16 protein-coding genes are annotated in these 25,289 nt (G+C 73.7%); 10 read left to right on the top strand and 6 right to left on the bottom strand.

Translation table 11 applies throughout. The features are described from left to right. Nucleotides 1-26: 26 nt before the first annotated feature. Together JQN83_RS05780 and JQN83_RS05785 are read right to left on the bottom strand one after the other, a co-directional pair. The gene (locus JQN83_RS05780; RefSeq protein WP_208566002.1) at nt 27-326 is read right to left on the bottom strand and encodes an STAS domain-containing protein; all 300 of its coding nucleotides are present in this window, start codon (nt 324-326) and stop codon (nt 27-29) included. Continuing rightward, on the bottom strand, nt 323-4,432 hold the full coding sequence (locus JQN83_RS05785; protein ID WP_208566003.1) for a SpoIIE family protein phosphatase: 4,110 nt from the start codon (nt 4,430-4,432) through the stop codon (nt 323-325). The genes JQN83_RS05780 and JQN83_RS05785 overlap by 4 nt, the downstream gene beginning before the upstream one ends. A gap of 373 nt (nt 4,433-4,805) precedes the next feature. Between JQN83_RS05785 and JQN83_RS05790 the strand changes: the two genes are divergently transcribed. Continuing rightward, nucleotides 4,806-5,822, top strand: coding sequence for a LacI family DNA-binding transcriptional regulator (locus JQN83_RS05790; RefSeq protein ID WP_208566004.1), 1,017 nt, complete (start codon nt 4,806-4,808; stop codon nt 5,820-5,822). Nucleotides 5,823-5,861: 39 nt separating this feature from the next. Here the strand turns inward: JQN83_RS05790 and JQN83_RS05795 are convergent, their stop codons facing one another. Both JQN83_RS05795 and JQN83_RS05800 read right to left on the bottom strand, forming a co-directional pair. Continuing rightward, nucleotides 5,862-6,536 (bottom strand): formylglycine-generating enzyme family protein, encoded by a 675-nt coding sequence (locus JQN83_RS05795; protein WP_307799041.1) that lies wholly within the window; start codon nt 6,534-6,536, stop codon nt 5,862-5,864. A gap of 104 nt (nt 6,537-6,640) precedes the next feature. After that, nucleotides 6,641-8,299 carry an FAD-binding dehydrogenase gene (locus tag JQN83_RS05800; RefSeq protein WP_208566005.1) on the bottom strand — a complete coding sequence of 553 codons (1,659 nt, stop codon included), beginning with the start codon at nt 8,297-8,299 and terminating at the stop codon, nt 6,641-6,643. A gap of 96 nt (nt 8,300-8,395) precedes the next feature. Here JQN83_RS05800 and JQN83_RS05805 point away from each other — a divergent pair, with 96 nt between their 5' ends. The 9 genes from JQN83_RS05805 to JQN83_RS05840 all read left to right on the top strand — a co-directional run bounded on the left by JQN83_RS05805 (nt 8,396) and on the right by JQN83_RS05840 (nt 20,774). Then, nucleotides 8,396-9,622 (top strand): PucR family transcriptional regulator, encoded by a 1,227-nt coding sequence (locus JQN83_RS05805; protein WP_208566006.1) that lies wholly within the window; start codon nt 8,396-8,398, stop codon nt 9,620-9,622. A gap of 32 nt (nt 9,623-9,654) precedes the next feature. Continuing rightward, nucleotides 9,655-11,292, top strand: coding sequence for a copper resistance CopC/CopD family protein (locus tag JQN83_RS05810; RefSeq protein WP_307799042.1), 1,638 nt, complete (start codon nt 9,655-9,657; stop codon nt 11,290-11,292). Between the two features lie 168 nt (nt 11,293-11,460). After that, nucleotides 11,461-12,714 (top strand): kynureninase, encoded by a 1,254-nt coding sequence (gene kynU, locus JQN83_RS05815; protein WP_208566007.1) that lies wholly within the window; start codon nt 11,461-11,463, stop codon nt 12,712-12,714. A gap of 80 nt (nt 12,715-12,794) precedes the next feature. Beyond that, nucleotides 12,795-14,360: a Na+/H+ antiporter gene (locus JQN83_RS05820; RefSeq protein WP_208566008.1), complete on the top strand. Its 1,566-nt coding sequence runs from the start codon at nt 12,795-12,797 to the stop codon at nt 14,358-14,360. A gap of 140 nt (nt 14,361-14,500) precedes the next feature. Continuing rightward, the gene (locus JQN83_RS05825; protein ID WP_208566009.1) at nt 14,501-15,739 is read left to right on the top strand and encodes a helix-turn-helix domain-containing protein; all 1,239 of its coding nucleotides are present in this window, start codon (nt 14,501-14,503) and stop codon (nt 15,737-15,739) included. Nucleotides 15,740-15,926: 187 nt separating this feature from the next. Continuing rightward, a complete protein-coding gene (locus tag JQN83_RS32800) occupies nt 15,927-16,094 on the top strand; it encodes a hypothetical protein (RefSeq protein WP_244251842.1) in 168 nt (55 codons plus the stop codon). Beyond that, on the top strand, nt 16,084-17,283 hold the full coding sequence (locus JQN83_RS05830; protein WP_307799043.1) for a helix-turn-helix domain-containing protein: 1,200 nt from the start codon (nt 16,084-16,086) through the stop codon (nt 17,281-17,283). Before JQN83_RS32800 ends, JQN83_RS05830 begins: the two co-directional genes overlap by 11 nt. A gap of 158 nt (nt 17,284-17,441) precedes the next feature. Further along, the gene (locus JQN83_RS05835; protein WP_244251843.1) at nt 17,442-19,163 is read left to right on the top strand and encodes a pectinesterase family protein; all 1,722 of its coding nucleotides are present in this window, start codon (nt 17,442-17,444) and stop codon (nt 19,161-19,163) included. 213 nt (nt 19,164-19,376) lie between these two features. Then, nucleotides 19,377-20,774, top strand: a complete 1,398-nt coding sequence (locus JQN83_RS05840) for a carbohydrate-binding protein (protein ID WP_208566011.1) — start codon at nt 19,377-19,379, stop codon at nt 20,772-20,774. A gap of 131 nt (nt 20,775-20,905) precedes the next feature. Here the strand turns inward: JQN83_RS05840 and JQN83_RS05845 are convergent, their stop codons facing one another. Both JQN83_RS05845 and JQN83_RS05850 read right to left on the bottom strand, forming a co-directional pair. Then, complete coding sequence (locus tag JQN83_RS05845) at nt 20,906-22,738, bottom strand: right-handed parallel beta-helix repeat-containing protein (protein WP_208566012.1); 1,833 nt, start codon at nt 22,736-22,738, stop codon at nt 20,906-20,908. Between the two features lie 196 nt (nt 22,739-22,934). Beyond that, the gene (locus tag JQN83_RS05850; protein WP_208566013.1) at nt 22,935-25,127 is read right to left on the bottom strand and encodes a carbohydrate-binding module family 20 domain-containing protein; all 2,193 of its coding nucleotides are present in this window, start codon (nt 25,125-25,127) and stop codon (nt 22,935-22,937) included. Nucleotides 25,128-25,289 lie beyond the last annotated feature (162 nt).

Here is a 25,289-nt window from a genome sequence, read left to right on the forward strand (position 1 = left end):
GCCGGGTGACCCGCCGGCGGGGCGGCTCAGTCGCGGATCGTGACCGTGGTGAGTCGAGCCAGACCGGAGATGGTCAGGACGCTGTCCAGCAGCGGGTTCGCCACCACCGACAGGCGGTCGACGTGGGCGAACAACGCGGCGAGGGCGGCACTGTCCAGGTATTCCACGGCGGTCAGGTCGACGGTCAGCCGGTGCCCGTCGACGACGGCGTCGACGATCGCCGCCCGGAACTCGTCGGCGTTGCTCATGTCGATCTCGCCGGTGACGGTCAGCACCGGTGCGCCGTCGGCCCGCAGGCCGGTGGACAGGCCCAGGGGCGTGTTCATGCGGGGATCCTCGTGTGCAGCTCGACGGTGGTGCCGGCATCGGTGGTCCGGATGTCGACGTGTGCCATCAGCGCGCGCATCAGGTTGATGCCGCGCCCCCGGTCATGGTCGATCTCGGGCACCTTCCACCGCCCCGAGTCGGCCACCGTGACGAACAGGTCCGCACCGGCGGCCACCGCGTGCAGCCGGATCAGCCCGGGGCGGGCGTCGCGGTGGCCGTGCTCGACCGCGTTGGCGCAGGCCTCCCCGGTGGCGACGAGTACGTCCTGGGCGACGTGCGGGTCGGCGCCGGTACGCCGCAGCCACTGCCGCAGCGTGGAACGCACCGGGGCCATCTGCAACCGGTCGGCGGGAAACGACAACTCCAGCGGCGCGGGGTGGCGGTAGAGCAGCAGGGCGATGTCGTCGTAGCCGCCCTGCGGGGTCATCCGGTCCATCACCCGGTCGGCGAGCTGCTGCACCCCGGCGGTGTGGTGCTCCCGCACGGCGGAGGCGGCCTGGGCGATCCCGCTGTCGAGCGACTGGCGACGGCGTTCCACCAGTCCGTCGGTGTAGAGCAGCAGCACGGCCCGGGGCGGTACGACGCTTGTCGCGTCGGGGCGTCCACCGGGGGACGGGATGCCCAGCGGGCTGCCCCGACCGGCGGCCAGCAGCTCGGTGCGACCGTCCGGGTGGGTGAGGATCGCCGGGGGGTGCCCGGCGCTGCTGTAGGTCAGCTCGCCGGTCTCCGGGTCGAGGATGCCGCAGAACACCGTGGTGCAGGACGCCCCGGGCAGCATCCGGGCGAACCGGTCCAGGGCGGTGAGCACCTGGGCCGGGCCGGAAGCCTCCAGCAGCAGGGCCCGACAGGCACTGCGCAGTTGCCCCATCACCGCGGCGGCGGGCAGGCCCCGGCCGACGCAGTCGCCGACGACGATGCCGATCCGACCGTCGGGCAGGCTCACCGCGTCGTACCAGTCGCCGCCGACCTCCAGGGGGCGGGTAGCCGGCTCGTAGCGTACGGCGAAGCCGGCGGGCAGCTCGGCCGGGCCGAGGATGGACCGTTGCAGTGCGACCGCCACCTCGCGTTGCTGGTCGGCGGCGTGCGCCCGGTGCAACGCCTGCCCGAGGGCACCGCACAGGAGCAGCAGCAGCATCTGGTCCTCGGTGCCGAAACCCCGCGCCGGGTCGAGTTCGAGCCAGATCACCAGCGGACCCTGCGGCGAGTCGACAGTGGTGCCGGCCCCGGCCGGCCGGACACTGGTGGCCGGGTCGATGGTGATCCGCAGCGGTGGCTGCGACCGCAGCGCGGTGACGGTGTCGCGCACCGGGTCGGGCAGCTGCGCCCAGTCGATGGTCGGCGTGCCGGTCACCGCCGGGGTGCCGGCCGCCGGCCAGTGGGTGGCGAGCACCCGGTGCGCCTGCCACAGCTGGCGCAGTTCCTCCACTCCGGCGCGCAACACCTCGGTGGTGCTGGCGGCCCGGGACAACCGCTGGTTGAGCGCGCTGAGGGCGGTCTCCCGCTGCACCGCGTACCGTTCGGCGGTGACGTCGCGGATGGTGCCGACCACCAGCCGCCGGCCGTGGTCGTCGGTGACCGCGTTGAAGGCGACCGCCGTCCAGAGCCGGTGACCGTCGCGGTGCCGCTGCGGCACCACGAACGAGCCGTGGGTCACCGTCATGGCCTGGGAGAACGTGTCGGCCACCAGCCGGTGTGCCGACGGGTCGGTGGTGTCGTCGGGCCACCACGGATAGCGCGGGCGGTAGGGCAGGCCCTCCGGGCCGTAGCCGAACAGGTCGGCGAAGGCGGTGTTCATCTCCACCAACGCGCCGTCGGCGTCGAGGACGAAGAAGCCCTCCTGCAGTGAGTTGATCATCGCAGCCCGCCAGTTGGCGTGGTGGTTGCGCAACCGGGCCAGGTCGACGTTGGCCCGGACCCGGGCCAACAGCTCCTCGGCGGAGAAGGGCTTGACCAGGTAGTCGTCGGCGCCGGCCTCCAGCCCCTCGACGGCGGCCTCCTGACCGGCGCGGGCCGACAACAGCAGCACCGGCACCCCCATGGTGCGGGGTTCGGCGCGCAGCGCGGCGACCAGTTCGAGGCCGTCCAGGCCGGGCATCATCACGTCGCTGACGATCAGGTCGGGCAGGTCGGTTCGGGCCCGCGCCAGGGCGGCGAGCCCGTCACCCACGGCGGTGACGTCGTACCGGGAACGCAGCAGCCGGTGCAGGTACTCGCGCATGTCGGCGTTGTCGTCGGCGACGAGCACCCGGGGACGGTCCGGGCCGGGACGGTCGGCCGGCGGTGGTCGTCCGGCCGACCGGTCGTCGGTGTCGTCGGCGGGCAGCCAGCGCAGCGCCTCCTGGACGAACGGCTCGGCGGTGTCCGACGGCGTCGCCGTGCCGAGGCCGGTGACGACGTGCTCGGCGGGCAGGTGGGCCACGCCGTACGACAACCGCACGGTGAAGGCGGTCCCGACGTCCGGGGTGCTGTCGACGGTGATGGTGCCGCCGTGCAGGCCGACCAGCTCCTGCACCAGGGCCAGTCCGATGCCGCTGCCCTCGTGGGACCGGGACCGGGCCTGCGGGACCCGGTGGAAGCGCTCGAACAGCCGGGGGATCTCGTCGGCCGGCACCCCGACGCCGGTGTCGGCGACCTGCACGGTCGGCATGCCGTCGCGCTCGGCGACGGACACCCGGATACCGCCCTGGAAGGTGAACTTCAGCGCGTTGCTGAGCAGGTTGAGGAGCACCTTCTCCCACATCGTCCGGTCGACGTGGACCGGCCGGGACAGCGGTGGGCAGTCGACGTCCAGGGTGAGGCCGGCGCGTTCGACCGCCGCCCGGAAGACACTGGCCAGTTCGGCGGTGAACCGGGCCAGGTCGACGGGTTCGTAGCTCGCCTGCATCCGGCCGGCCTCGATGCGGGAGAAGTCGAGCAGTGCGGTGACCAGCTTGCCCAGCCGCAACGCGTTGCGGTGCATCACCTCCAGCTCGTCGCGGACCTGCTCGTCCTGGTCGCCGAGGCGGGCCCGTAGCTCCTGCAACGGCCCGCTGATCAGGGTGAGCGGGGTGCGGAACTCGTGGCTGATGTTGGAGAAGAACGCCGTCTTGGCCCGGTCCAGCTCAACCAGTTCCTCGGCCCGCTGCTGCTGCACCTCGTAGGCCACCGCACCGTTGATCAGGGCGGCGGCCTGCCGGGCGACCAGGTCGAGGAAGGTGCGGTAGCCGTCGTCGAGGGCCCGTCCGGCGCTGGCGGCCAGGACGATGACACCGATGTCCTCGGCACCGGTCTCGCCGTGCAGGGGCAGCACCACCGCCTCGGTGGGCGCGGTCTGCCAGCCGCCGGTGGGTAGGTCACCGATGCGGGCGACGACGTCGGTGACGTGGGCGGGCCGGCCGGTGGCGAGCACCTCGGCGACCGGCCACACCGGCGGCGCGGTCGGGTCGGACCGGTGGACCTCACCGGCCAGGGTGCTGGCGGCCGGGCGCAGCTCACCGCCGCTGGTCCGCAGGTGCACGGCCGCGTACGGCACGTCGACCGCGGACCGGCCGAGCGAACCGACGACCAGGTCACAGGCCTCGCCCACGGTACGGGCGGTGCCGGCCTGGGCGCCCAGGTCCTGCAACGCGGCGAGCCGGCGCTCACCGATCACCCGCTCGGTGGTGTCGCTGACCGCGGTGAAGACGCCGCGTACCACGCCGTCGTCGTCGTGCAGCGGGCTGTAGGAGTACGTCCAGTACGTCTCCTCCCAGTAGCCGTGCCGGTTCATCGGCAGCAGCAGGTCCTCCGACCAGGTCGCCTCGCCGGTCTCCACCACGCCCCGCAGCATCGGACCGATGATGTGCCAGATCTCGGCCCACACCTGGTCGCCCGGCTTGCCGAGGGCGGGGTGTTTGCTGCCGAGCAGCGGACCGTAGGCGTCGTTGTAGAGGAACCGCAGCTCCGGCCCCCACCACACGATCATGGGGAAGCGGGAGGTCAGACAGATCCGGGTGGCGGTACGCAGGCTCGCCGGCCAGCTCTCGACCGCGCCGAGGGAGGTGGCGGACCAGTCGTGGGCACGCATCCGCCCGGCCATCTCACTGGTGCCGGTGAACACGGAACGCCTCGCCTGAGCCTCGGCCATCGCCGCCCTGTCCTCCCGCACGTCCCGCGCAGGGACGACCGCGTGTCCGCGGGTCGTCGCCGGCCGCCGACAGAGGTTCCTGCCGCCGGGCACCAGCATGCCGCATGGGCGGCCCGAGTCGAAATCGGGCCGGGTGGGCGGTTCGCCCCGGCCCGATTTCGGCGGACCGGTCCGCCGACCGGGGACAGGACGTACCGGATACTTCCGTTTCGAGAAAGTTTCGAGTCCCTGTCGAGCGGCGGCGGCCCTCGACACGGGCCGGCGGCGACCGTCGATGACGAGCGGTCCGACCGCCGCGCCGGCCGGCCCGACCCCCGACCTCCGAAACTTTCGGGCTATGCTGCCGACGGGCGCACGACCGAAGGAGATGGGCATGGCGGAGGACCGGGCGACGCTGTCGGAGATCGCGACCGCCGCGGGGGTGTCCGTCCCCACCGTCTCGAAGGTGCTCAACGGTCGACCCGACGTCGCCCCGGCGACCCGGCGGCGCATCCAGGACCTGCTCGACCGGCGGTCGTACACCGCCCGCCGGGCACCCTCGATGCCCGGGGCCGCCGGCCTCATCGACCTGGTCTTCCGGGACCTCGGCAGCCCGTGGGCGATGCAGATCCTCGACGGCGTCGAAGAGCTGGCCTACCGGGCGGGCGTCGGGGTGGTCGTCTCCGCCGTACACGGCCGCAGCCGCACCCGCCCCGACCGGCGGTGGATCGAGCAGCTGTCCAAGCGCCGGTGCGACGGGGTGCTGCTCGTCCTGTCCGACCTGTCCCCCAGCCAGCAGGGCCAGCTCGACGAGCTGGGCATCCCGGTGGTGATCATCGACCCGGCGGGCCAGCCCGGCGCGGGCATCCCGTCGGTGGGCGCGACGAACTGGTCCGGCGGGGTGGCCGCCGCCGAGCACCTGCTCGACCTGGGTCACCACCGGATCGCGGTGATCGGCGGGCCGCCGAACGTGCCGTGCAGCCGGGCCCGGGTCGACGGGTACCGGGCCGCGATGAACGCGGCCAACCGCAAGATCCCCGCCGGGTACGTCCGCCACGGCGACTTCACCTCCCCGTCGGGCTACCGGGAGATGAACGCCCTGCTGGACCTCGCCCAGCCGCCCACCGCCGTGTTCGCCTGCGCCGACGAGATGGCCCTGGGCGCCTACGAGGCGCTCTACGAGCGCGGGGCCCGGGTCCCCGACGACATCAGCATCGTCGGCTTCGACGACCTCGACTCCGCCCGCTGGGCCGCCCCGCCGCTGACCACCGTCCGTCAGCCGCTCGCCGAGATGGCCGGGATGGCGACCCGGATGCTGCTGTCCCTGATCGCCGGGGAGGGGCTGGACAGCCACCGGATCGAGCTGGCCACCCCGCTGATCGCGCGGCACAGCACCCGACGCGTGCCCTGACCCGCGGGCCGACCGGAGGGTCCGTGCCGGGGGTCATGGTCAGCGCGGCAGGGAACGCGCCACCCGGAAACCGACGTCGTCGATGCGCAACGTCGGGTGGCTGCGACGGCGCACCGAGGCCCGGCAGCTCCAGTGCTCGTCGAACCAGCCACCCCCACGCAGCACCCGGTAGCTGCCGTACACCTCGGCGTCGTAGACGTCCCAGCACCACTCCCAGACGTTGCCGAGGGTGTCGTACAGGCCCCACGGGTTGGGGGCGCGTCCGCCGACCGGGTGCGGCCGCTCACCGGAGTTGCCCCGGTACCAGGCGATCTCGTCGAGTGGGCCGTAGCGCGGGCCCGGGGTGCCGGCGCGGCAGGCGTACTCCCACTCGGCCTCGGTGGGCAGCCGGTAGCCGTCGGCGCCCCGGTCCCAGTCCACGCCCGCACCGTCGTCGTGCAGCCGGTACGCCGGGGTCAGCCCCTCCTGCCGGGACAGCGCGTCGCAGAAGCGCACCGCGTCCAGCCAGGACACCCCCTCCACGGGCAGCCGGTCGCCCCCGATGGCGCCCGGCCGTTCCCCGGTCACCCGGGCGTACCACCCCTGGGTGACCGGTACGACGCCGAGCCGGTACGCCGCCACCCCGACCGACCAGCGGCGCTCGGTACGCCTGTCGGACAGGGTCACCTGCCCCGCCGCGACGGTCACCAGCGCGGTCAGCGCGTCGTCGTCCACGGCCGCAGAGCCTACCGGGGGCACCGCCCGGGCCGGTCGGCTCACGGTGCCGGTCGGCTCACGGTGCCGGTCGGCTCACGGTGCCGGTCGGCTCACGGTGCCGGTCAGCTGACGGCTGCCGCTGCGGCACGGCCGGCGGTGCGGCCGGAGAAGAGGCAGCCACCGAGGAAGGTGCCCTCCAGGGCGCTGTAGCCGTGCATGCCCCCGCCGCCGAAGCCGGCGACCTCACCGGCCGCGTACACCCCGGCCAGCGGTTCGCCGTCGGGACGCAGCACCCGGGCGGACAGGTCGGTGTGCAGCCCGCCGAGGCTCTTGCGGGTCAGCACGTGCAGTTGCACCGCGATCAGCGGGCCGGCCGCCGGGTCGAGCAGCCGGTGCGGGGTGGCGACCCGGATCAGCCGGTCACCCCGGTAGCGGCGGGCCCCCCGGATCGCGGCGAGCTGGGCGTCCTTGCCGAACGGGTGGGCGATCTCCCGGTCCCGCGCCTCGACCAGCGCGGTCAGCGCGGCGGTGTCGAGCTGCGGGCCGTCGGTCTCGGCGGCCAGCGTGTTCATCCCGGCCACCAGCTCGGGCAGGGTGTCGGCGACGACGAAGTCGGCCCCGTGCCGTTTGAACGCCTCGACCGGGCCGGGTGCGCCGGGCCGGACGCGTTGCAGCACCTGCCGGACGCTGCGGTTGGTCAGGTCCGGGTTCTGCTCGGAGCCCGACAGCGCGAACTCCTTCTCGATGATCTTCTGGGTGAGCAGGAACCAGCTGTAGTCGTGGCCGGTGGCGCGCAGGTGCCGCAGGGTGGCCAGGGTGTCGAAGCCGGGGAACAGCGGCGCCGGCAGCCGGGCCCCGGTGGCGTCGAGCCAGAGCGAGGACGGGCCGGGCAGGATGCGGATGCCGTGCTGGGGCCAGATCGGGTCCCAGTTGCGCAACCCCTCGGTGTAGTGCCACATCCGGTCCGGGTTGATCACCTGCCCGCCGGCGGTCTCGGTGATGGCGAGCATCCGGCCGTCGACGTGGGCGGGTACGCCGGTGACCATCCGGGTGGGCGGGGTGCCGAGCCGGGCCGGCCAGGCCCGCCGGACGAGATCGTGGTTGCCGCCGATGCCGCCCGAGGTGATGATCACGGCCTGGGCGTCGTGCTGGAAGTCACCGACGACCTCCCGGGAGCTGCTGCGCCCCCGGGGCGCGTCGTCGGGGGCGAGCAGCGTGCCGCGTACCCCGGTGACGGCTCCTACGGTGGTGACGAGTTCGTCGACCCGGTGCCGGAACAGCAGCGTCACCCGGCCCTGCTCGACGGCCTGCCGGACCCGCCTGGCGAACGGCTCGACCACGCCGGGGCCGGTGCCCCAGGTGACGTGGAACCGGGGCACCGAGTTGCCGTGCCCGTGGGCCGCTCCCCCGCCCCGCTCGGCCCAGCTCACCACGGGAAAGACCCGGTGGCCCATCGACCGCAGCCAGGCCCGCTTCTCCCCGGCGGCGAAGTGCACGTACGCCTGCGCCCACTGGCGCGGCCAGTGGTCCTCGGGCCGGTCGAAGGCGGCGCTGCCGGTCCAGTCCTGCCAGGCCAGCTCGACCGAGTCGCGGATGCCCATCCGCCGCTGCTCGGGCGAGTCGACGAAGAACAGCCCGCCGAACGACCAGAACGCCTGCCCGCCGAGGTTGTGCTCCGACTCCTGGTCGAGCAGCAGCACCCGACGGCCCGCGTCGGCGGCCTCGGCGGCGGCGACCAGACCGGCCAGGCCGGCGCCGATCACGATGACATCCGTCTCCATGCGCCGACCCTACGTAGCGCGATGCCAAAATGATCCGTGCCGGTGTGCAGTATTCACCAGCGGAATTGTCACCCGGATGACAAAGGATGGCCGATCGTGTCCGACGCCCTGCTCGACATCGAGCCCGGTCTCGCCGGTCTCGCGCCGTCGGTCGGCGACCGTCTGCGGGGGCTGCGCGGGCCGCTGCACGAGCGGATCCTCGCCACCGTCCGGGCCGCGATGGCCGCCCAGGGCCGGTCGCTGACCGGTGGGCAGGGGCAGGGCCTCGCCCTGGGCGTGCAGACCGCCGTCGACACCTTCGTCGACGCGGTCGCCGACCCGGCCCGGGAGCTGACCGGCACCCGGGAGGTGTTCCACGCCCTGGGGCGCACCGAGTACCGCGAGGGACACCGGGTGGACGCGCTGCGGGCCGTGCTCACCCTCGGGGCCCGCGACATCTGGGCCTTCCTGGTGGAACACGCCACCGCGCCGGCCGGCGCGGACCCCGGCCCGGCCCCGGCCGACCTGTACGTGATCGCCGGGGCGCTGTTCGGCTACGTCGACGCGCTGGCCGGGGCCGCCGCCGAGGGGTTCCTCGCCGAGCAGCGGGACACCGCCCAGGACTGGGCCACCACCCGACGCCGGCTGGTCACCCTCCTCGTGCAGCCCGACCCGCCGACCGGGGCGGTGCTGCACGCCGCCGCCGACGCGGCCCGCTGGCCGTTGCCGGCGACCGTCGCCGTGTGCAGCGTCGACGGCACCGACGCCGAACACGTGGCCCGGGGCATCGGCGCGGGCGCGCTGGCCGCCGTCGTCGGCGACGCCATCCGGGTGGTGCTGCCCGATCCCGGTACGCCGGGACGGCTCGACCGGGCCCGGCAGGCGCTGGTCGGGCGACGGGCCACGCTCGGGCCGACGGTGCAGCGGCAGCGGGCGCGGCTGTCGTACCGGCTGTCCCGCCGGGCGCTGGCCCTGCACCAGCAGGGCGCGCTCGGCCCGGACCCGGTGGTGTCCTGCGACGAGCACCTGCTCACCCTGCTCACCGCCTGGGAGCCGGGCCTGGCCGGGCACCTCGCCGGCACGGTGCTGGCCCCGCTGGCCGGGCTGCGGCCCACCACCCGCCGGGCCCTGGCCGAGACGCTGCACGGCTGGCTGCGCCGGCAGGGGCAGGTGGTCGCCGTCGCCGAGGATCTGCACACCCACCCGCAGACGGTCCGCTACCGGATGCGGCAGCTGCGCGGCCTGTTCGGCCCGGCCCTCGACGACCCGGACGCCCGCCTCCTGCTGACCCTCGCCCTGCACCAGCACCCGACCGGTGAGCCGAATCGTTCCGGCGACGGTTGAACCATGTGATCACGAAATACGAACCACTGTGCGTGCGTACCACCCGTTCCGCCGTGCTGCTGGGGTTGCTCCTCGCGCTGCTGTCCGTACCGCTGACCCCGGCGACCCCGGCCGCCGCCCATGCCGCGCTGGTCGCCACCAGCCCGGTCCGGGACGCGGTGATCGGTGCCCCGCCCGGGGAGGTGGTGCTGGTCTTCAGCGAGTCGGTCTCCCCGGTCATCGGCCGGGTGCAGGTGCTCGGCCCGGACGGGCGGCGGGTCACCGCCGGGGAGCCGGTCGCGGACGGGGCCACGCTGCGCATCCCGGTGCGGGTGCCGGACCGGCCGCTCGGCACGTACCTGGTCAGCTACCGGGTGATCTCGGCGGACAGCCACCCGGTCGCCGGCAGCTTCGCCTACTCGGCCGGTGCGCCGTCGGCGACGCCCCCGGAGCCGGTCAGCGTGGACGAGCGCCCCTCGGGCGGGTGGACCCCCGCCGCCCGGTACGTCGGCTACCTGGGCCTGGTGCTGGCGGTCGGCCCCACCCTGTTCGGCGCGGTGCGCTGGCCGCGCCGTCGCCGCCGTCGCGCGGTGACCGTCACCGGGTACGTCGGCCTGGCGCTGGTGGCCGTGGGCACCGCCGGGACCTGGGTGGCGCAGGCCGCCGACATGGTCGGGGTGCCGGTGGGCGGTCTGTCGCGTGGTGACCTGACGGCGGTGGCGGGCAGCGACGTCGGGCCGGTGCTCGGGGCCCGGCTGGCGCTCGCCGCGATCGCCGCCGGGCTGCTGGCGGCGGTGGCCGGCGGGCGGGCCGGGCGCGGACGGCGGACGGCGCTGGCGGTGGTGGGTCTGGCCGGGCTGGTGACCTGGCCGCTGGCCGGGCACCCGGTGGCCACGCCCCTGCCGCCGGTGAGCATCCTCGCCGACGTGGTGCACCTGGCCGGGATGAGCGTCTGGCTGGGCGGGCTGGTCACCCTGGCGGTGTTCGTGCTGCGCGGCACGCACCGACGGGTGCTGGGCCGCATCCTGCCGGCCTGGTCGCGGTGGGCGACCGTCGCGGTGGGCTGGCTGGTCGCCTCCGGCGTCGGGCAGGCCGCGATCGAACTCGGCCGGCCCGGCGCGCTGGTCGGCACCACCTACGGTCGGCTGCTGTGCGCCAAGGCGGCCCTGCTCGCCGCCGTGCTCGGCGTCGCCGCCTGGCAACGCCGGGCGGTGCGCGACGGCCGGGCCGCCGACCGGCCGGGCCGGGTCGCGCGGGCCGCCTGGGTGGAACTCGCCGCCACGGCGGTGGTGCTGGCGCTGACCGCAGTGCTGGTGCAGACCCCGCCCGGTCGGACCGCCGACACCGAGGCCGCCCGCGCCACCCGCGAGGGCGTCGCGCAGACCCTGACCAGCGGCATCTACACCCTCCAGTTCGACATCTATCCGGTACGGGTGGGGGTGCCGAACTCGCTGCACGCCTACGTCTACACCCCGCAGGGGCAGCCGCTGCCGGTGGTCCAGTGGACGGTCAGCCTCGCCCTGCCGGCGGCCGGGATCGAACCGATGGCCGTGCCGGTGGAAACCCCGGAGCCGCACCACGGCAGCGCCGAGATCAGCCTGCCGGCGCGCGGGGACTGGACGATCCGGTTCACCGTCCGCACCAGCGACATCGACCAGGCCACCGTCACCGCCACCGTCCCGGTCCGCTGACCGACCGCCGACCCGCCCGGGGTACGCGGCACGGCCCGGGGGCGGCCGGGCGCTTCCCCCGCGCCGGGGCGCTGGCCTGCGGTGCCGGGCATACCGGCCGGGGTGGGCCGACCAGACGATCGGCTAGCCTGCATCGGCCCGGGTGTCCCCGGGCGGAGGGAGGACACCATGACCGTACCGACATCCCGGCACGACGCGCAGGAACGGGACGCCGCCGATCCGCTGGCCGGCCTGCGGGACCGGTTCGTGGTGGACGACCTGCTCTATCTCGACGGCAACTCGCTGGGCCGGCTGCCCGCCGCCACCGGCGACCACCTGGCCGGCCTGGTCCGCGACGGCTGGGGCACCGAACTGGTCCGCAGCTGGCCGACCTGGATCGAGTGGCCACGCCGCATCGGTGACCGGATCGCCGCCCACGCGCTGGGTGCCCGCGACGGCGAGGCGATCGTCTCCGACTCGACCTCGGTCAACCTCTACAAGCTGGCCGCCGCCGCCCTCGACGCCCGGCCGGGCCGGGGCACGATCCTGGCCGACGCCGAGGAGTTCCCCACCGACCGGTACCTGCTGGAGGGGCTGGCCGCCCAGCGCGGGCACACCCTGCGGCTGCTCCCCTCCGACCTCGACGAGGGGCTGGACCCGGACACCCTGGCGGCGGCGCTGACCGAGGACGTGGCGCTGGTGGTGCTCTCGGCGGTGTCGTACCGCTGCGGGGCCCTGCTGGACGTCGCGGCGGTGACCGACGCGGCCCGCCGGGTCGGCGCGCTGGTGCTGTGGGACCTGTCGCACGCGGTCGGCTCGGTGCCGCTGGAGCTGACCGCCGCCGGGGTCGACCTCGCGGTCGGCTGCACCTACAAGTACCTCAACGGCGGCCCCGGCGCACCGGCCTTCCTCTATGTCCGGCGGGAGTTGCAGGAGTCGCTGCGCCAGCCGATCTGGGGCTGGTTCGGCCAGCGCGACCAGTTCCGGATGGGGGCCGGCTACGATCCCGCGCCCGGCCCGGAGCGGTTCCTGGTGGGCACCCCGCCGGTGCTCGGGATGGCCGCCCTCGACCCGGCCCTGGACGTGCTGGCCGACGCCGGGATGGACCGGGTGCGGGAGAAGTCGCTACGCCTCGGCGAGCTGATCATCGAGCTGGCCGACGCCTGGCTCGTCCCGCACGGCTTCCAGCTCGCCTCCCCCCGCGACCCGCGTCGGCGCGGCGGCCACGTGTCGCTGCACCACCCGGAGGCGCTGCGGATCTCCCGGGCCCTGGTCGACGCCGGGGTGGTCGGCGACTACCGGGTGCCCGACCGGCTGCGGCTCGGCCCGGCGGCGCTCTACACCCGCCACGTCGACGTGTGGGACGCGATGGACCGGCTGCGGGACCTCGCCGAGCGGCGGGCCTGGACCGAGGTGCCGGCGGAGCCGTCCCGGGTCACCTGACCCGGTCCGGGCAGTTCCCGGATTCTCCCCGCCTCGCCGCCGACTTCGTACCAGCATGTCGGGTGGAGGCGGGGGGTGCCGTGGAGGTCCTGGTCCTGATCGTGGTGCTGGCCGCCACCGTGCTGGTCGGCACCACCATCGGCGGCCGGTACCGGGTGGCCCCGCCGGTGCTGCTGATCACCATGGGTGGCCTGCTGGCGCTGCTGCCGCCGCTGTCGGACGTGGTGCTCGAACCCGAGGTGGTGCTGCTGCTCTTCCTGCCCGCCGTGCTCTACCGGGAGAGCCTGGTGATCAGCCTGCGGGAGATCCGGGCGAACCTGCTGGTGATCGCCTCGCTGGCGGTGGCGCTGGTGGTGGTGACCATGGTGGCGGTGGCGCTGGTCGCCAAGGGGCTGGGGATGAGCCCGCAGGCGGCCTGGGTGCTCGGCGCGGTACTCGCCCCCACCGACGCGGCGGCGGTGGCCGGCCTGGCGAAACGGATGCCCCGCCGCATCCTGACCACCCTGCGGGCGGAGAGCCTCGTCAACGACGGCACCGCGCTGGTGCTGTTCTCGGTGACGGTCGGGTTGATCGTCGGTGGCACCGCGCCGGGAGTGTTCGGGTTCCTGGGCCGGTTCGTCGGCTCGGCCGGCGGAGGTGTCGCCGCCGGGCTGGTCGTCGGCCTGGTCGTGGTGCTGATCCGCCGCCGGTTGGACGACCCGCTGCGCGAGGGTGCGCTGAGCGTACTCACCCCGTTCGCCGCGTTCCTGCTCGCCGAGGTGGTGCACGCCAGCGGGGTGCTCGCCGTCGTGGTCGCCGGGCTGCTGCTGTCGTACGCCAGCCCGAGGATCATCCGGGCCCGGTCCCGGGTGTTGGCGTACGCCTTCTGGGACCTGTCCACCTTCCTGATCAACGGGGCGTTGTTCGTGCTGCTCGGCATGCAGATCCCCCGGGCGGTGAACCACGTGACCAGCACGTCCCTCGTGCGGTCGGTGACCATCGCCGCCTCGGTCACCCTGATGGTGGTGGTCGTCCGGCTGGTGTGGTTGCAGCTGTTCTCCTACGGCCTGCCGGTGGTGGGCCGGGGCGCCACGGTGAGCCGGCGGGTGCGGGTGGCGGCCGGCTGGGCGGGGTTCCGGGGGGCGGTGTCGCTGGCCGCCGCCCTCGCGGTGCCGGTGACCACGGCCACCACGCACACGCCGGTGCCGGAACGGGATCTGATCATTTTCTGCACCGCCGTGGCGATCGTGTCGATCATGCTGGTGCAGGGCACCACCCTGCCGGCGGTGGCCCGCTGGGCCGGCCTGCGCGGCGACGAGGCGCGTGGCGACGAGGTCCGGCACGCCCGTCGCCGGACCACCGAGGTGGCGTTGGCGGCACTGCCGGACGTCGCCGCCGACCTCGCCGTCGACGCGGCGGCCGTGGACCGGTTGCGCGCCGACTACCAGCGGCACCTGGACCTGGTGACGGAGACCGGTGGTGGGCCGGAGGCCGACCGGGCCCAGGAGTTGGACACCCGGCTGCGGCTGGGGGTGCTGGAACACAAGCGCCGCGAGGTGACCCGGTTGCGCGACAACAACGAGATCGACGACAGCGTGCTGCGGGAGGTGCAGGCGACGTTGGACATCGAGGAGATCCGCCTGCTCGGCCCCCAGACCGAGGACTGACCACCAGGTCGCCATACCCGTCGGGTCAATTCGGGGGGTAGTCGACCGGAAACTTCCTGCGCTCAACGCTGGGTGTACCGTCCGAAGTGGCAGCCGCCGCACGCGGCTGGTGGCTGCCCGTGGCGTGGGCGGGAGAGGGTATGACCGTACCGACGGTGGGTGAGCGGCTCGCGGAGATCCGTCGTGAGTCGAGGCTGACCCAGGAGCAGCTTGCCGAGCGGTCGGGCGTCAGCGTTGAGGTGATCAGGAAGCTGGAGCAGGGCAGCCGGGGGACGGCCCGCCTCGACACACTGCATGCGCTCGCCCGCGCCCTGGAGGTGTCGACGTCCGCGCTGCTGGGTGACGCGTCACAGGCCGCCGCGCGGGGCGAACCGGGTCACCGGCAGTTGTCGCTGGCGGAGATCCGCCGCGTGGTGGCCCCGGTACGGGGGATCGACGGCGCTCCCCTCGTGCTACCGACGGACGAACCGCCCGACCTCGACACGCTACGACGGAACCTGCACGCCGCCGATCGGGTCTACAACGCCGGTGACTACGCGGTCGCGCTGCGGGTGGTACCGCCGTTGCTGGTGAACGTGCGTGCCGCCGTCGGTCTTGCGGGCAACGAGCGGCAGGATGCCGCGTACGACCTGCTGGCCCGCACCCAGCACGTGGCGGGTGGACTCCTGATCCAGTTGCGGGCCGACGATCTGGCGCAGACCGCGTTGTCGGGAGCGCTCGACGCCGCGCAGCGGTCCGGGGACCGGGTGGTGGCGGCCACCGTCATCCGGACGATGTGCTGGCTGCTGATGCGCCAGGGGCGTATCGGCGAGTCGGCCGAGTTGGCGGTGGCGACCGCCGACGAGGTCGAGCCGCGACTGTCCCGAGCCGCACCGGCCGAACTGGCCGGCTGGGGATGGCTGCTACTGAGCGCCGCCGCCGCACAGGCCAGGGACAACCGGCCGGAGGAGGCGGCGGACCTGATCGGCGTCGCCGCTGCCGCCGCAACTCGGATCGGTGACCGGGTGCCGGCATCGGATCACCTGATGCTGGTGGGAGGCTTCGACACCGCCAAGGTGCAGATGCAGCGGGCGGAGGCGGCGGCCGTGGCGGGAGACGCGGGCCGGGTGCTGGAACTGTCGGCGTTGGTGCCGCCCGCGCCCACCATCAGCACCTCGGCCTGGCGGCGGCACCGGCTCGACCTGGCCTGGGCCTATGCCCACCTGCGGCGGTACGGGAAGGCGACGGCGGTGCTGACGCAGTTGCGGGACACCGCACCCACCTGGCTACGGCAGCAGCGGTACGCACGGGACATCGTGGAATCGATCGCCACCGGTCGCCGTCGAGCGATGACGGACGAGTTGGCGGAGCTGGCCGACCTGATGGGTTGTGCACGCTGACTGGTACATCCCGTCCGAGTCAGTGACACGCCGTCATCAGATCGTACTATTCGCACCTGTTTGATTACCCTTGGTCACGCCAACCTGTGGTCCGGTGACCTACTCGTCGATGTCGGTCACCAACGTCGGGCGCGGCGGGATGTCCCTCCACAGACATGCCGCCACGCCCCTGCCAGCGGAGGTGGGGATGCGGGACCAGGGTGACGAGCCGGCGGCGAGTCGGGGCGAGCAGATCCAGGCGGCCGAACACGAGGCGGCGAAGCAGCGGCTTCTCGCGCAGGCCGAGGCCGAACGGATACCGGCCGAGGAGACTACCCGGGCGGTGCCCGACCGGCGGTGGCGGCGTGGACAGTAGCGAGGTGTTGCCGGTGGGTCGGCGGGTGGCGTACTGGCGGGGGCGGCGCAACCTGTCGCAGCAGGTGTTCGCCGACCGGCTGGGCAAGTCGAAGAGCTGGGTGGACAAGGTGGAGCGGGGTGTCCGCACCCTGGACAAGATGTCGACGCTCCAGGAGATCGCCGCCGTGCTGCGGATCGATCCGGCGGTGCTGCTCGGTCGGGACGTACAGCCGGCCGAGGTGACCGGGCGAGCGGCGGACGTCGCGCGGATCCGGGTGGCCCTGTCCCGGTACGACATTCCCCTGGCCCGACCGACGGGCGGGCGGCCGGTGCCGCCCGTCGGCCAGGCGGCAAGGCAGGTCGCCCACGCCTGGACGACCTTCCAGCATGCCCGGTACCCCGACCTGGCAGCTCTGCTGCCTGAGCTGCTGGCCGACGTCGAGCGCAGCCACGCGGCGGATCCGGCGGGTCGGGCGGCACTTGTGGAGACATACCGGATCACCGCATCGCTGCTTGTCAAACTGGCCGTACCGGACCTGGCCTGGCTGGCGGTGGACCGGGCGATGAGCGCCGCCGCCGGTGACCCGGCCCTGGTCGCCGCCGCAGCGGTGCAGCTCGGCCAGGTGCTGCGCGCCTCCGATCAGGCCCGGGTCGCGAAGTCGGCCATGTTGGCTGCCGCGTACCGGATCGCCCCGCCGGAGATCGAGGGCGGCGCACCTGCGGAGCTGTCGCTGTGCGGCACGCTGCTCCTCCAGGCGGCCATGGCTGCCGCCAGCCACGGGGACGACGCGGCGGCGGTCGACCTGCTCGACGAGGCCGCCGCCCTGGCCGCCCCCGTCGGCGACGGGCAGGACCACCACCGGACCGGCTTCGGGCCGACCGCGGTGGCGGTGGCGCGAGCCGCCGCCGCTATCGAACTGGGCGACACCCACGGCGCGGTGACCCGGCACAAGGAGGTCACCCGGTGCGACGGCTGGCGGTGGCTACCCGTCGAGCACCGCGCCGCGCACCTGGTCGACGCGGCCCGCGCCTACCTCCAGGGTGCGGACCCGGTCAGCGCCGGCCGGGTCCTGGTCGACGCGGACCGGATCGCCCCCGCCGAGATCCGCCACCGGCCGGCGGGCCGGGACGTGCTCGCCCGGGTCGCCCGGGAGCCCGCCGCCCCGGCGAGCCTCGTCCGCCTCGCCGCCACCCTCGGCGCGGGCTGAGGAAGACCTCCCAGCAGGAGCGTGCGGGCCCTGGACAGCACCTCTCCCCCAGCCCCAAGCGCATTGACAGTCGTGTGTGGGCGGGGTTACGGTGCGGCAGGAAAGCGCTTTCACGCACCGTTGCCCGCCTCCACCCCGTCCCCGGAGGTTCATCCGCCATGCGCAGAAACCGCCGCCCGCTCGCCGTCGCCGTCGCGGCGCTCGCCACCGCGCTGCTCTGCCTCACCCCGCTCGGCGGTGCGCAGGTCGCCCACGCCGCCACCCTGTTCGGCGACGACTTCACCGACGGCGACCTCGCCGGCTGGTCGAGGTCCGGCGGCACCTGGTCGGTGGCCGCCGACGACAGCCCGGCGTTGCAGCAGGCCAGGGCCGACACCGGCGACGCCCGGCTGTTCGCCGGCAGCGCGTCGTGGTCCGACCAGGTCGTGCAGGCCCGGGTGAAGCCGCTGGCCCTGCCCGGCAACGGCATGGTCGCGCTGCTGGCCCGCGCCAGCGGCGCGACCAGCTACTACCGGCTCGCCCTGTCGGCCGGCGATCAGGTCCGGCTGGAGGCGGTACGCAGCGGCCGGGTCACCCCGTTGGGCACGGTGTCCCACCCGGTGACGGCGGGCGGCTGGCACACCCTGCGGATCGAGGTCGCCGGGACGGTGGTAAGCGGCTGGGTCGACGGCGTCGCGGTCGGCACCGGCACCGGCACCCTGACCTCGACCGGCCGGATCGGCGTGCAGACCGGCAACGCCACCGCCCGCTTCGACGACGTGCTGGTGACCCGGGGCGAACCCGCCCCGACCAGTGCGCCACCGAGCCCCACGACCACCCCGACCGGCGCGACGCCGGCCCCCGGCGGCACCCCCACCACCACCCCGTCGGACACCCCGCCGCCCACCGGCCCGACGCCCACGCCCACCGGGCCGGCCGAGGGGTCCTCGGTGGTCGCCCGGGACGGCAGCGGGGACTTCACCAGCGTGCAGGCGGCGGTGGACGCGGTGCCGGTGGGCAACGCGAGCCGGTACACCATCACCATCCGGCCGGGCACCTACCGGGAGACGGTGACGGTCCCGGCGGCCAAGCCGTACGTGTCGTTCGTCGGGTCGACCGGGGACGCCCGGGACGTGGTGATCGTCTATGACAACGCCTCGGGCACCCCGAAGCCGGGCGGTGGCACGTACGGCACGTCGGGCAGTGCCTCGGTGACCATCGACGGCAACGACTTCACCGCCCGGCACCTGACCTTCGCCAACGACTTCGACGAGGCGGCGCACGACTACAGCGCCGAGCAGGCGGTGGCCGTGCTGACCCGGGCCGACCGGCTGGTCTTCGACGACGTGCGGTTCCTCGGCAACCAGGACACGCTCTACCACAACAGCGCCTCCGTCGACGCTGTCGGCCGGGCGTACTTCCGGGACTGCTACGTCGAGGGTGACGTCGACTTCGTCTTCGGCCGGGGCACCGGGGTCTTCGACCGCTGCGAGATCCGATCGCTCAGCCGGGGCTCGACGAGCAACAACGGGTACGTCACCGCACCGTCCACCATGATCGGCAACCCGTACGGGCTGCTCTTCACCGACTGCACGCTGACCACCGACTCGGCGGCGGCGCAGAGCGTGCACCTGGGCCGGCCGTGGCACCCGAGCGGGGACGTCAACGCGATCGGGCAGGTGGTGTTCCGCGACAGCGTGCTCGGTGCGCACGTGAAGGACTCCCCGTGGAGCGACATGTCCGGCTTCTCCTGGCGTGACGCCCGGTTCTTCGAGTACCGCAACGACGGTCCCGGGTCGACGGTCACCGTCGACCGGCCACAGTTGACCGACGCGCAGGCGTCGACCTACACCCCGCAGCGGTACCTGGCCGGCACGGACGGCTGGAACCCGGTCCCCTGACGGCGGCCCCTCCCCGCGACCCGCCCCGCTGCCCGACGGCACCGCCCGCCCGGTCCCGTAGGGCCGCCGGTCAGGAGGTGGTCGGCTACGACCGCAACGTCGACCGGGTGCGCCGCCCGACCCCACCCCTGCCGGGCGGCGCACCTACGCGCAGGCATTTACATTTAATAAAGTTAACTGCTAGCCTCCCCGCCATCGACGAGGAGGTATGCCATGCGACTTCGACCGGGGACGACGGCCATCCTGGCCGGGGCGGTGGTGCTCGCCGCCGCACTGCCCACCGCGAACGGCTTCGCCGCGCCGACCACGGCAACGGGCAACGCCGCCACCATGGCGGCCTGCTCCGCACCGGCCTGGTCCGAGGGCGTCACCTACCCGGCCGGCACCCGGGTCAGCTACCTCGGCCGCCTCTACGAGTCGCTGGTGACCCACACCCCGCCGGCCGGTGCCGGCTGGAACCCGGCCGCCGTCCCGGCGCTCTGGCGTGACCTGGGCGTCTGCACCGGCACCCCCTCCCCCACCGCGTCGCCGACACCCACCGCCACGCCCACCCGCCCACCCACCCCGACACCCACGCCGAGCGTCACGCCCACCCGTCCTCCGACACCCACGCCCACCGCCACCCCCGGCACGTCGACACCGCCGCCCGACGGCACGGGCTGTGCGCTGAAGCCCCGGCCGACCGGCAAGGTGCTCCAGGGCTACTGGGAGAACTGGGACGGCGCGGCCAACGGTGTCCACCCGCCGCTGGGCTGGATCCCGATCACCGACCCCCGGATCACCGGGCACGGCTACAACGTGGTCACCGCCGCCTTCCCGGTGATCCGCGCCGACGGCACGGTGCTCTGGGAGGACGGCATGGACGCCACCGTCCGGGTGCCCACCCCGACCGAGATGTGCCAGGCCAAGGCCGCCGGGCTGACCGTGCTGCTGTCGATCGGCGGCGCCACCGCCGGCATCGACCTCGGCTCGGCCGCCGTCGCCGACCGGTTCGTCGCCACCGTCGTGCCGATCCTCAAGCGGTACCACTTCGACGGCATCGACATCGACATCGAGACCGGGCTGACCGGCAGCGGCGACATCACCCGGCCGTCCACCTCGCAGGCCAACCTGATCCGCATCATCGACGGCGTGCTGGCCCAGATGCCGGCCGGCTTCGGCCTGACCATGGCACCGGAGACCGCGTACGTCACCGGCGGCAGCGTCACCTACGGCTCCATCTGGGGCGCGTACCTGCCGGTCATCAAGCGGTACGTCGACAACGGGCGGCTCTGGTGGCTCAACATGCAGTACTACAACGGCAGCATGTACGGCTGCGCCGGTGACTCGTACCCCGCGGGGACGGTTGCCGGCTTCACCGCCCAGACCGACTGCCTCAACGCCGGCCTGGTCATCCAGGGCACCACCATCCGCGTCCCGTACGACAAGCAGGTCCCCGGCCTGCCCGCGCAGCCCGGCGCCGGCGGCGGCTACCTCGCGCCGGCCTCGGTGGCGCAGGCGTGGAACACCTACCGGGGTGGCCTGAAGGGGCTGATGACCTGGTCGGTGAACTGGGACGGGTCCAAGGGCTGGACGTTCGGCGACAACGTCCGCAGCCTCCAGGGCCGCTGAGTCCCCGTCGGGCGACGCCGCGCCGCCCGGCCGGCCCCGACCACACCGGTCGGGGCCGGCGGGCCGGTCCGCCCGGACGGGTCGGTCGTGCTCCCGCCGGTGCGGGCGGGAGCACGACCGGGTCGGGTGGCTCAGAGCCGGGCACCCACGTCGACACCGTTGGCCGGGCGCAGGAAGTTCGACCGCGGGATGGACCCGTCGGCGGCCCGGGGACCGGTGATCGTGGTCGGGTCGGTGCTGACCAGTGGCCAGTCGCCGCCGAGGTTCCAGGAGTTGTCAGCCCCGGTCGAGGAGCCGGGCGACACGTCGGGGGTGTTGCCGACCGCCAGGTTACGGTGCAGTTGGGAGGTGGAACGGGACACGTCGAAGCCGGCCTTACCGTTGCGCCACGCGGTGTTGCGGTCGAACAACAGCGTGCCGGGGTTGCCGTTGTCGATGAAGCCGCCCGCCGAGTTGCCCCAGGCCATGCTGTTGCGGGTGACGTGGTCGACGGCGGGGCGCGGGTCGTTGCCGCCGCCGTGCTTGAAGCCGTTGCCGTCTCCTGCGTAGTCGGGCAGGTTCCAGTAGTTGTAGCCGTTGTCGTAGGCGACGCTGTCCTCGATCAGGATCGGCGACTGGAACAGCCAGGCGTCGAACCCGTCGTCGGAGTTGCGCCACAGCCGCGCACCGCTCACCCGGTTGTCGAGGCCCGAGCCCTCCTTGATGGCCAGCCCGTCGGCGCTCTCGCCGTTCTTGCGGGGGTCCCGGTTGCCGTAACTGTCCAGGTTGATGATCCGGTTGCCGCTGGACGCGCCCTGCAGGTGCAGCCCGGACTCGTAGTTGTCCCGGGTGACCAGGCGCTCGTACCTGCCGTAGTTGGTGTCGACGCCGAAGATGCCGTACGGGCCATGGACGATCTCCAGGCCGACGAACCGCCACCAGTCGGCCTCGACGTGCAGCGCGCCCCGGTCGGCCCGGGGGATGCTGGAACCCACCGCGCCCGGCGTGTACGGCATGTTCTCACCGTCGATGACCACCTTCTCACCCTGGTAGTTCGTCAGGGTGATCGGTTGGGACGACGTACCGTCCTTGAGGATCTTGATGGTGCTGGTCGGCGCGTAGGTGCCGCCGCGTACCGCGATGGTGGTGCCGGGCTCGGCCAGGTCGTGCGCGCGCTGGATGGTGCGCAACGGCCGGGCCAGCGTCCCGGGGTTGGCGTCGTCACCGTCGGTGGCGACCACCAGCACCACGGTCCCGGGCGGCGGGGTCGACGGCGGCGGGGTGGTGGCCGGCGGGGTCACCGGGGGTGTGGTCGGGCTCGGCGGCGGGGTGTGGGTGGGGGCCGGCGGGGTGGTCGGCGGGACGTCGTTGTCCCTGACCAGGACGTCGTCGAAGGACGCCGACGCGGACGCGGTCTGCAGCCCGATCCGGCCGGCTCCGCTCAGCGAGCTGGTGACCTCGCCGACGAAGACCCCGTCGACCCGGCCCCGCACGGTGCTGCCGACGACCTCGACGACGAGGGTGTGCCAGGTGCCGGTGGTCACGGGGTGGACGATGCCGGCCAGCACGGTGACCGCGCCGCCGTTCACCGCCTGCAACTGCACCTGGTTGCCGGGCAGCAGCGCCAGCCGGTAGTAGCGCGTCGACCCGGACGCGCGGGCCAGCAGGCCGACCTGGCCGCCGGTGCCGAGGCTGAGCGGTTTCACCCTGGCCTGGACGAGGTAGTCGGTCCAGCCGCTGCTGCCGGCGAAGAGCCGGGCGTTCTCGCTGCCGGCGTTGGACTGGCGGACGGCCGGGGAGCCGTCGGTGACGACCGTCCAGGTGCCACCCGACTTCGACCAGCCGACGGTGTCGCCGTCGGTGAAGTCGTCGCTGAACGCGGTGGCGGCGGAGGCGGTGGTGACCGGTCCGACCAGGAGGGCGACCACGGGCACGAGCACCGCGGCGAGCAGCAGGGCCAGCCGACGCTGGCGGGACGGTCGCATGAGGCGTACCTCCGACGGTGGGCGGACGGGGCGGCGGCTCAGAGAAAGCGCTTTCCCGGACGATACGAGCACGCATCGACATTCGTCAAACTGAGATGCCCGCCCCCACCGCCATCGACGCCGCGCCGGTGCCCCGGCACCGACGGCGCGGCGGCCGACCCCCGGGAAGGGGACCGGCCGCCGCACCCGCCCGGCGTCACCGCCAGGTGTCGGTGGCGCTCCACGAGCCGGTCGACCCGACGGTGGCGCTGCGGTTGCCCCCGGACTCCCAGGTCACCGTGCCGTCGGGGTTCTTCTTCAGGTACTTGTACTCGAACGTCGTGTTCGCCGGCAGGGCGACCGTGGCCCGCCACAGCGGGTACGCCGCCGAGGAGAGCGCCACCGCGTTCGCCGGGTTCCACGAGCCCAGCGCCGCGACACTGCCCACCACGAAGACGTTCTGCCCGTACGAGGTGGTGGCGTTGACCGTGAACGACGCCCCCTGCGTGCCGGCCGGGTCGCCCCGGAAGGTGTCGGTGACCGACGCGGTGCCGCTGCCCGGCGTGGTCAACGTCCGGTTGCTCCCCGACTCCCAGTTCACCACGCCGGCCGTGGTCTTCTTGAGGAACTTGAACTCCACCGCCGTGGCCGCCGGCAGGTTGACCACCGCCCGGTAGGTCCCCCCGCCCAGCGCGGTCAGCTTGACCGCGGCGGCCGGGGCCCACGAACCCAACGCCGGCACACTGCCGACGACGTAGGCGTCCTGCCCACCGGCGAGGGACGCGGTGACGGTGAAGGTGGTGGCAACCGTGCCGGCCGGCGCGGTCGGCGTCGGCGTGGCGCTGGCCGTGGGCGTCGGGGTGGCGGTGGGCGTGGTCGCCGGGCCGCTCTTCGCGTTGACGTGCAGCGCCACCGCGCCGTTGGCGGGGATCTGCACGGTGGCCCGGCCACCGCTGACGGTCACCGTCGTGCCGGTGCAGCCGGACCCGCCGCGCGCCCCGGAGATCACGTCGCAGTACGACCCGTCGGCCAGGCCGGTGGTGAAGGTGGCGGTGCTGGCGGAACCGGAGTCGTTGATCCCGATCCAGGCCCGGTCGCCCCGGTGGAAGCCGATGACGTTGCTGTTGACCACGGTGAAGTCGGAGACGGTCTTGACCGACTTCGCGGTGTTCGCCCAGCCGACCATGCCCTTGATCCCGGTGGACCGGGTCAGGCAGTTCCAGCTGTTGCCGCAGACGGTGTCGGTGACGTAGCCGTTGCCGTCGGCGGGCGGCGACTGGTTGCGGTTGGACCAGGTGAAGCTGTCGTAGACCGACGGCTTGCCGTGCGGGTAGGCCAGCGCGAAGTAGTTGGCCAGGACGTAGTCGCTGCCGTCGCGGTAGGACAGCACCACCCCGTCGCGCTCCAGGTCGTGGTTGGTGACCATGGCGAACACGTTGGCGCTCGGCGCGTCGAGGTTCCAGCTGCCGACGTTGGCCAGGTTGGCGATCGAGCCCTGGAACGCCGACTTCAGGCCCTTGGCGTACCCGAAGTCGAGCACGTCGCCGTTGCCGGTGAAGGCGCGGGCCTTGAGGGCGTCGTTGCTGGCCCCGTCGAAGATCTCCTGGGCGACGTACGGGCGCTTGTTCTCGGCGGTGGTGTTGCGCACCTTGCCGAGGATCGCGGCGAAGTCGTCCTTCTTGACGTGCTTGACCGCGTCCACCCGGAACCCGTCGACCCCGAGGCCGACCAGGTCGTTGAGGAAGCCGGCGACCTTGGTACGGACGCTGTCCTTCTCGGTGTAGAGGTCGGTCAGGGACAGCAGCTCGCAGCTGGTCACCTGGGCCTCGTTGTTCCAGTCGTTGATCGCACCGGAGGTCGGGCAGTTGTCACCCGGGCGGTGGAAGTCGCCGGTGCCGTAGGGCACGGCCGGGAAGCTGTAGCCGGGGCCGGAGAAGTCGGTGCCGGCGTACCCGACGACCGACTCGGGGTTGTTGGCGCCGGCCATGTGGTTGACCACCGCGTCGACGTACACCCGCACGCCGGCGTTGTGGCAGGTGGTGACCATGTCGGCGAACTGCTGCCGGGTGCCGAAGCGGCTCTCCAGCCGGTAGGAGACCGGCTGGTACACCTCGTACCAGGGGTGGACGCCGTCGGCGCTGCTCGGCAGGCTGACCGACTCCTGCGGCGGGGCGACCTGCACCGCGCCGTAGCCGGCCGGACCGAGGTGGTCGGTGCACGCGGCGGCGACGGAGCGCCAGTTCCATTCCCAGAGGTTGGCGGTGACCTCGCTGTCGTTGAGGGCTACGGCGGCGGTCGCGGGGGCGGTGGCCGGCAGCGCGCTCAGCGCGGCGAGGGAGGAGGCGGTGACAGCGAGGGCGAGGAGGCCCCGTCGCAGACGGGTTCCCCGGAAAACGCGGGGTGCGGACATCGGGAGTGGACCTACTTCCGGGGGTCGAAGAGGCGCTGGGCGGTGGGACGGCCGTCCGGTGGAGAAGACGATGCGGCATCGATGAAAGGTTTTGCAAGGCCTTGCGGCAGAGTTTTCGACATCTGCCGGCAATGATCCGCAAAACATTGCACCCTTGGGCGC

Source organism: Micromonospora antibiotica, assembly GCF_017599305.1.
GTDB lineage: Bacteria > Actinomycetota > Actinomycetes > Mycobacteriales > Micromonosporaceae > Micromonospora > Micromonospora antibiotica.